The organism is Streptomyces sp. NPDC021080 (assembly GCF_044333225.1).
Classification (GTDB): Bacteria; Actinomycetota; Actinomycetes; order Streptomycetales; family Streptomycetaceae; genus Streptomyces.
Window position 1 is genome coordinate 336547 of sequence record NZ_JBIRQM010000012.1, and the last position, 7579, is coordinate 344125.

At 71.8% G+C, this 7579-nt stretch carries 6 protein-coding genes and 2 pseudogenes; 4 read left to right on the forward strand and 4 right to left on the reverse strand.

Features of this window, described 5'->3' with window-relative positions:
- Positions 1–123 precede the first annotated feature (123 nt).
- The 3 genes and pseudogenes from ACH4S8_RS29170 to ACH4S8_RS29180 all read left to right on the forward strand — a co-directional run.
- A pseudogene (locus ACH4S8_RS29170) lies at positions 124–1407 on the forward strand (sensor histidine kinase); the annotation flags it as partial.
- Entirely contained in the window at positions 1398–2039 is a 642-nt protein-coding gene (locus ACH4S8_RS29175) for a response regulator (protein ID WP_398399159.1), read from the forward strand. The pseudogene ACH4S8_RS29170 and the gene ACH4S8_RS29175, both read left to right, overlap by 10 nt.
- A gap of 44 nt (positions 2040–2083) precedes the next feature.
- Positions 2084–2263, forward strand: a pseudogene (locus ACH4S8_RS29180) (IS5/IS1182 family transposase); the annotation flags it as partial.
- 87 nt (positions 2264–2350) lie between these two features.
- Here the strand turns inward: ACH4S8_RS29180 and ACH4S8_RS29185 are convergent.
- On the reverse strand, positions 2351–2989 hold the full coding sequence (locus ACH4S8_RS29185; RefSeq protein ID WP_398399161.1) for a uridine kinase: 639 nt from the start codon (positions 2987–2989) through the stop codon (positions 2351–2353).
- Between the two features lie 267 nt (positions 2990–3256).
- On the opposite strand from ACH4S8_RS29185, the gene ACH4S8_RS29190 reads away from it, so the two are divergent.
- On the forward strand, positions 3257–3664 hold the full coding sequence (locus tag ACH4S8_RS29190) for a hypothetical protein (RefSeq protein WP_398399163.1): 408 nt from the start codon (positions 3257–3259) through the stop codon (positions 3662–3664).
- Positions 3665–3820: 156 nt separating this feature from the next.
- Here the strand turns inward: ACH4S8_RS29190 and ACH4S8_RS29195 are convergent, their stop codons facing one another.
- From ACH4S8_RS29195 to deoC, 3 genes are read right to left on the reverse strand one after another with little or no spacing between them, the layout of a single operon-like run.
- Positions 3821–4726: an aldehyde dehydrogenase family protein gene (locus ACH4S8_RS29195; RefSeq protein ID WP_398399165.1), complete on the reverse strand. Its 906-nt coding sequence runs from the start codon at positions 4724–4726 to the stop codon at positions 3821–3823.
- Positions 4727–6184, reverse strand: a complete 1458-nt coding sequence (locus tag ACH4S8_RS29200; RefSeq protein WP_398399167.1) for an aldehyde dehydrogenase family protein — start codon at positions 6182–6184, stop codon at positions 4727–4729. It abuts the gene before it with no gap.
- A 6-nt stretch (positions 6185–6190) separates the two neighbouring features.
- Positions 6191–7144, reverse strand: coding sequence for a deoxyribose-phosphate aldolase (deoC, locus tag ACH4S8_RS29205; protein WP_398399200.1), 954 nt, complete (start codon positions 7142–7144; stop codon positions 6191–6193).
- Positions 7145–7579: the final 435 nt, after the last annotated feature.

Below are 7579 nucleotides of genomic sequence, written 5' to 3' on the forward strand. Positions count from 1 at the left end.
CCGTCGCACATGGGGGCGCCGTCAGTCACGCAGGGTTCCGACCCGGGGTGGAGAAAAGTGCACCCCCGAACCGGGCGGCAGCGTCATGGCATGGGGATGGCCTGCGGCTTTACCGTTTGACGCATGCAACTCACGACGTGGCTGCAGCTGGTGCTGGGCCGGCCGTTCCGCAGGGCGGGACACCGGACCGCGCTCGTCGCCGCCGGCCTGCCGCTCCACCTCGCCGTGGTGCCACTGTGGCTCTGGCTGCTCGGCACGATGGCGGCGTTGGTGCCGGCCGCGACTCCGCTGTCCGTGCTGCTCACGCTCGTGGCGCTGCCCGTGCTGCTCACGCTCGTGGTGACACCCCTGCTGACCGTCGGGCAGCGGCGGCGCTACCGGGCGCTCGTCGGCAAGGACCTCCCGCGCCCCGCCGTACCCGGGCCGGGACGCAACTGGAAGTCGGCGGTACGCCGGCTGACCACGCGGGCCTTGTGGCGGCAGGTCTGCTACCACGCCGTGGCGGGTCCACTGCTCGCCGTCCTGGACCTCGCCGTCCTCGCCGTCTGGGCCGTCGCTCTCGTGGCCGCCTCCATCTACGTGTGGATCTGGGCGCTGCCCCCGCAGTGGCGGGTCACCGACGTCGGGTACACCACGCAGGCCGCGTACATCACCGCCGGCGGTCTCGCCCTGCTGTTCCTCGGGCCCCGGCTGACCGGCGCTCTGGTGCGGCTGGAGACCCGGGCGGCCGAGGTCCTGCTCGGCCCCAGCCGCGCGGAGAAGCTGGCCCGCCGGGTAGCCGACCTCGCCGAGAGCCGGGCCGGCGTGCTCGACGCCGCCGACGCCGAGCGGCGGCGGATCGAGCGCGACCTGCACGACGGCGCGCAGCAGCGCCTCGTCTCACTCGCCGTCAACCTCGGCCTGGCCAAGGCCACCCTCGGTGACCTGCCGGAGGAAGCCCGCAAGGTGATCGACGAGGCGCACCGCGAGGCGAAGGAGGCGATCTCCGAACTGAACGACCTGGTGCGCGGCCTGCATCCGGCCGTCCTCGAGGACCGCGGCCTCGACGCCGCGCTGTCCGGGGCCGCCGCCCGGCTCCCGATCCCGGTACGCGTGGCGGTGGACCTGCCGCAGCGCCCCTCACCCACGGTCGAGGCCGTCGCGTACTTCGTGGTCTCCGAAGCCCTGACGAACGTGGTCAAACACGCCCAGGCGACCCGGGCGGACGTGACCGTGGAGCGGATCGGGGAGACACTGCTGGTGGTCGTCGCGGACGACGGAGCGGGCGGCGCGGATCTCGCGGCGGCCGGCGGTGGCACCGGGCTCGCCGGGCTCGCCAAGCGCGTCGCGTCCGTCGACGGCACGTTCTCCTGCCGCAGCCCCGCCGGGGGCCCGACCGTCATCACCGTGGAGCTGCCGTGCGCGCCGAGGATTCTCTCTTACTGCGCATCGGCGTGGTCAAGGTGCTGGAGGCGGCCGGCTTCGAGATGTGCGCGCAGGTCGCCGACGCAGAAGGGCTGCTGGCAGCCGTCGAGGAGCACCGTCCCGACATCGCCGTGGTCGACGTGCGCATGCCGCCCGGCTTCACCGACGAGGGAGTGCGTGCCGCGCTGGTGATCCGCCGCCAGTACCCGCGTACCGCCGTGCTCCTGTTGTCGCAGTACGTGGAGGAGCGGTACGCCGCCGATCTGCTCGCCGCCAACACCTCGGGCGTCGGCTATCTGCTCAAGCAACGGGTCGCCGACGTCGAGGAGTTCGCCGAGGCGGTACGCCGGGTGGCGGCCGGCGGCACCGCGCTCGACCCGCAGGTCGTCGCGCAGCTGCTGGTGCGCCGGCACAGCGATCCGCTCGACCGGCTGACACCGCGCGAGCGGGAGGTGCTGGAGCTGATGGCGGGCGGCCGGTCCAACTCCGGCGTCGCCGCCGAGCTGGTCGTGAGCGAGAGCGCGGTCGCCAAGCACATCAACAGCATCTTCACCAAGCTCGACCTGCCCAAGGCCGACGCCGACCACCGCCGCGTCCTAGCGGTGCTGCGCTTCCTGGGCGTTGCGAGCGCATAGTGCGCGATCACGCCCGCATGCCCAGTCGACAACGGTGCTGAGCCCTCGCGGCCGATGGCGGCTGCCGGCCCCTGGCCTTCCATCTCACCGCCGGACAGGCCGGTGACGCGCCTGTCTTCGCTGACGTGATGGCGCGGCTGCGTGTTCCCCGACGGCGTGGACGGTCCCGGACCCGGCCGGCGGCAGTCCTCGCGGACAAGGCGTACTCGTCGCGGGCCACCCGCTACGAGAAGACAGCAGCCATCTGCCTGGCCGGACTCCGCGTTGCGAGCATCTTCCTCTGGTCAGCCAGGTGATCCAAACGAAACCGCCTAGGCCGCCGTGGTGGGGGCGGGCGCCTGCCGTGCGGCCGAGGCGGCCGTCAGCCGGCCGAGTGCCTCGTCCCGGTCGCAGGGGTGGGCGCCCAGGGCGGCCTGGCGGGCCACGATGGAACGCTCGGCGCGCATCAGCCGCCAGCCGCGCCGCAGCAGGAAGGGAACCGACTTGCGGCCCTCCTTCAGATCCCGCACGAAACGCCGCCGGAACGTGGTGACCGCGCCCCGGGACAGGCACAACGCGTCGGCGAGGACGCCGAGTTCGCGGCAGCGCCCGACGATCTCGGCGGCGAAGATGCCCTCCGCGATGAACAGCGGTGCCCCGTCGATGCCCAGGGCCTCCGTCCCGGTGCGGGCGCTCAGGGAGATGTCGTAGACGGGGATGGTCGTACGCCCCGTACGGCACAGTTCCTCGATCGCGGCGACGGCGGTGTCCGCGTCCCACGACTGCGGGTGGTCCCAGTCGATGTCCGCGCTGCCCTCGACCTGGGGCAGCGTCGGGTCCGTGGCCTCTTTGTAGAAGTCGTCGAGGCGGAGCACGGGGAGCCCGGAGGCGGCGGAGAGAAGGGACTTCCCGGAGCCGGAGGGGCCGCAGAGCAGCACGACGCGGGCGGATATCGGGAGGGGGGAACCCAATGGTCTGTACCTTCTGTGACAGGTCCGGCGGCGCCGCGCGTCGGCGCGGCTCCCTGCCATTATCCCCGGCTTCGCCGTATGTGCGGACGGATGTCGCTCGGATGTGACGAGTCGCTCGGGTGCGACGGGTGGCGCTGATATGCCTGTTGACCCGCAGGAGCGAATCCGCCGCGAGGACCGCCCGGGCGAACCTCGGGTCAACTACTGTGCGTGTCGCATCCATTGCACTCCGCTCTCCACCCTCCGCCAGTCGAAGAGGACAACCTGATGGCGCGACACGCAGCCCACCGGAACACCCTGGCCCGTACGACCGCGCGGGTCGCCGCGATGGTCGGCGTGGCCGCCGCCGGCGCGGCCGCGGCCACGCCGGCGTTCGCGGACACGGCCTCCGTCGCGGACGCCGCGCGCACCCGGCCCGCGGCGCTCGGCGACGTCGACCCGCAGGCGGGACTGAAGGGGCTGACCGGGACCGTGGGGTACGCCACCGGTCCCGTCGAGGGCCTCAAGCCCAACCCGCTGGCCGGCACCGGTGTGGACCCGCTCGACAACGGCGTGGGCACCCAGCTCGCGGACTTCAAGCCGCTGTCCTCCAAGGCGCTCACCGGGCCGGTGGCGCAGGCGCAGTCGGTCGGCGACGTTCCGGTACTGGGCCGGGCGACCGGACTTCTCCACTGACGCCGAACGCGCGCGGGCCGTGGACGGCCCCGGACGTGAGAGAGCCGCGCTCCCCCCGGACGGAGGGGAAGCGCGGCTCCTTCGTGCGCGGGACCCCGGGGACACGGATCGGGGTCCCGACATCTCGGCGCGCCGGCGCGCGGCGGTGCGGGTGGCTCAGTAGGACGAGCCCGAGGCACCCAGGGAGCCCGTCGGGTGCCAGACCGTCTTCGTCTCCAGGAAGGCCGTCAGGCGCTCGGTCCCGGGAGTCCGCGCGTAATCCACAGCCTGTGGACGAACGACGCGCTTCAGATTGTCCGCGGCGGCGATCTCCAGCTCCTTCGCCAGCACCTCGTCGGCGCCGGCCAGGTCGATCGCGTTCACGTCCTGGTGCGCGGCCAGCGGGGCCGCGATCTCCGCGGTCCGTCCGGACAGGACGTTGACCACACCGCCCGGCAGGTCGGAGGTGGCCAGCACCTCGCCCAGCGACAGCGCCGGGAGCGGGGCCTTCTCGCTGGCGATCACGATCACCGTGTTGCCGGTGGCGATCACCGGGGCGATCACGGACACCAGCCCGAGGAAGGACGACTCCTGCGGCGCGAGCACCACGACGACACCCGTCGGCTCCGGGGAGGACAGGTTGAAGAACGGGCCCGCGACCGGGTTGCCGCCGCCCACGACCTGGGCGATCTTGTCGGTCCAGCCCGCGTACCAGACCCAGCGGTCGATCGTCGCGTCGACGACGGCCGCCGCCTTCGCCTTCGACAGACCCTCCGCGTCGGCCACCTCGCGGACGAACTGCTCCTTGCGGCCCTCCAGCATCTCGGCGACGCGGTACAGGATCTGCCCGCGGTTGTACGCCGTCGCGCCGGACCAGCCGCCGAACGCCTTGCGCGCCGCGACGACCGCGTCACGGGCGTCCTTGCGGCTCGACTGCGGAGCGTTCGCCAGCCACTTGCCCTTGGAGTCGCTCACCTCGTACACCCGGCCGCTCTCGGAACGCGGGAACTTGCCGCCCACGTACAGCTTGTAGGTCTTGAAGACGCTCAGACGCTGCTGCTCGGACTTCTCGGCTGCACTCATTTATCGCTCGCCCTCCGGGCTAGACGGGGCGAGGTACGCCTCCAGACCGTGACGGCCGCCCTCGCGGCCGAAGCCCGACTCCTTGTACCCGCCGAACGGCGAGGTCGGGTCGAACTTGTTGAACGTGTTGGACCAGACGACACCCGCGCGGAGCTTGTTCGCCACGGCGAGGATGCGGGAGCCTTTCTCGGTCCAGATGCCCGCCGAGAGGCCGTACGGGGAGTTGTTGGCCTTGGCGACCGCCTCGTCCGGGGTGCGGAACGTCAGGACGGACAGCACCGGACCGAAGATCTCGTCCCGGGCGATGGTGTGCGCCTGGGTGACGTTCGTGAAGAGCGTCGGGGCGAACCAGTAACCGGCGGACGGGAGTTCGCAGGCCGCGGACCAGCGCTCGGCGCCCTCCGCCTCACCCTGCTCGACGAGCGTGGTGATGCGCGAGAGCTGCTCGGCGGAGTTGATCGCGCCGATGTCCGTGTTCTTGTCGAGCGGGTCGCCGAGGCGCAGCGTCGACAGCCGGCGCTTGAGCGAGTCGAGCAGCTCGTCGTGGATCGACTCCTGGACCAGCAGCCGCGAACCCGCGCAGCAGACCTGGCCCTGGTTGAAGAAGATGCCGCTGACGATGCCCTCGACGGCCTGGTCGATGGGGGCGTCGTCGAAGACGATGTTCGCGCCCTTGCCGCCCAGTTCGAGCGTCACCTTCTTGTGCGAGCCCGCGATCTGGCGGGCGATCGCCTTGCCGACGGCGGTGGAACCGGTGAAGGCCACCTTGTCCACGTCCGGGTGCTCGACGAGGGCCGCGCCCGCGTCCCCGTACCCGGGAAGGATGTTGACGACGCCCTTGGGCAGGCCCGCCTGGCGGCAGATGTCCGCGAAGAACAGCGCCGTCAGGGGCGTGGTCTCGGCGGGCTTCAGGACGACCGTGTTGCCGGTCGCGAGAGCCGGGGCGATCTTCCACGCCAGCATCAGCAGCGGGAAGTTCCACGGGATGACCTGGCCCGCGACGCCCAGCGGACGCGGGTTCGCGCCGAAACCGGCGTGGTCGAGCTTGTCGGCCCAGCCCGCGTAGTAGAAGAAGTGCGCGGCGACCAGCGGGAGGTCCGCGTCGCGGGTCTCCTTGATCGGCTTGCCGTTGTCCAGCGTCTCCAGGACCGCCAGCTCGCGGCTGCGCTCCTGGATGATCCGCGCGATGCGGAACAGGTACTTGGCGCGCTCGGAGCCCGGCAGCGCGGACCACTTCACGAACGCCTTGCGGGCGGCCTTCACCGCGCGGTCGACGTCCGCCTCGCCCGCCTGGGCGATCTCGGAGAGGACCTCCTCCGTGGAGGGGGAGACGGTCTTGAAGACCTTGCCCTCGGCTGCCTCGGTGAACTCACCGTCGATGAACAGGCCGTAGGAGGGGGCGATGTCGACGACGGAGCGGGACTCGGGCGCCGGTGCGTATTCGAATGCGGAAGCCATGATGGATCAGTCCACCGTCACGTAGTCGGGGCCGGAGTAGCGGCCGGTGGCCAGCTTCTGACGCTGCATCAGCAGGTCGTTCAGGAGCGAGGAGGCGCCGAAGCGGAACCAGTGGTTGTCCAGCCAGTCCGCGCCCGCGGTCTCGTTCACCAGGACCAGGAACTTGATGGCGTCCTTGGTCGTGCGGATGCCGCCTGCCGGCTTCACGCCGACCTGCACGCCGGTCTGCGCGCGGAAGTCGCGGACGGCCTCCAGCATCAGCAGCGTGTTCGCGGGCGTCGCGTTCACGGCCACCTTGCCGGTGGACGTCTTGATGAAGTCGGCCCCGGCCAGCATGCCGAGCCAGCTCGCCCGCCGGATGTTGTCGTACGTCGACAGTTCGCCGGTCTCGAAGATGACCTTCAGGCGGGCGGCGCCCGAGGCCTCCTTCACGGCGACGATCTCGTCGTACACCTTCAAGTATCTGCCCGCGAGGAACGCCCCGCGGTCGATGACCATGTCGATCTCGTCGGCGCCCGCGGCGACGGCGTCGCGCACGTCGGCCAGCTTCACGTCGAGCGCGGCGCGGCCGGCCGGGAACGCGGTCGCGACCGAGGCGACCTTCACCCCGGAGCCGGCGACGGCCTCCTTCGCGACGGCCACCATGTCGGGATAGACGCAGACCGCCGCCGTGGTGGGCGTCGTGCGGTCGGTCGGGTCCGGGAGGACCGCCTTGGCGCCGAGCGCCCGGACCTTGCCCGGGGTGTCCGCGCCTTCCAGCGTCGTCAGGTCGACCATCGAGATGGCGAGGTCGATGGCGTACGCCTTCGCGGTGGTCTTGATGGAACGGGTGCCGAGCGAGGCGGCGCGCGCCTCCAGGCCGACCGCGTCGACGCCGGGCAGCCCGTGGAGGAAGCGGCGCAGCGTGCTGTCGGACGCGGTCACGTCGCCGAGTGCGTGTGCTGGTGCAGAGGTGGGCATGGTCACCAGACGAGCATATCTACGCGCGTAGCGGCTGTACAGCCCCGGGTGCGGCCGAGGGTTTTTTGCCCCGGGGCCGGGGGCGCCCCTCTTTCCCGGGGCCGGCCCGCTCCCCGGAACCCGGGGTCGCTCACACCCCTACCCCAAGCCTTCTTTCGCCCCCTCCGCCCCTACCCGTCCCGTACCCGGGGCTCCGCCCCGGACCCCGCTCCTCAAACGCCGGAGGGGCTGAACTTTCCCCGGCCGGGGCTGAACTTTCCCCGGCCTGAAAATCGCACCCGCAGCCGGGATCCGGCGAAAGCGGCCGACCGGCCACCCCGATGCACCCGCAGCCGGCAGTGCGCGGGAGGGGCCGTGCCGGTACATCAGATGCCCGCAGGCCGGACGGATCGGAACCCGCGTCCATGTCTCGACGCCGGTGGGATCCGTTCGGAT

Bases quoted from the DNA above. Each gene is read 5' to 3' on its own strand.
- deoC (WP_398399200.1), bottom strand. From the start codon at position 7,144: ATGCCCACCTCTGCACCAGCACACGCACTCGGCGACGTGACCGCGTCC.
- ACH4S8_RS29195 (WP_398399165.1), bottom strand. From the start codon at position 4,726: ATGAGTGCAGCCGAGAAGTCCGAGCAGCAGCGTCTGAGCGTCTTCAAG.
- ACH4S8_RS29200 (WP_398399167.1), bottom strand. From the start codon at position 6,184: ATGGCTTCCGCATTCGAATACGCACCGGCGCCCGAGTCCCGCTCCGTC.
- ACH4S8_RS29190 (WP_398399163.1), top strand. From the start codon at position 3,257: ATGGCGCGACACGCAGCCCACCGGAACACCCTGGCCCGTACGACCGCG.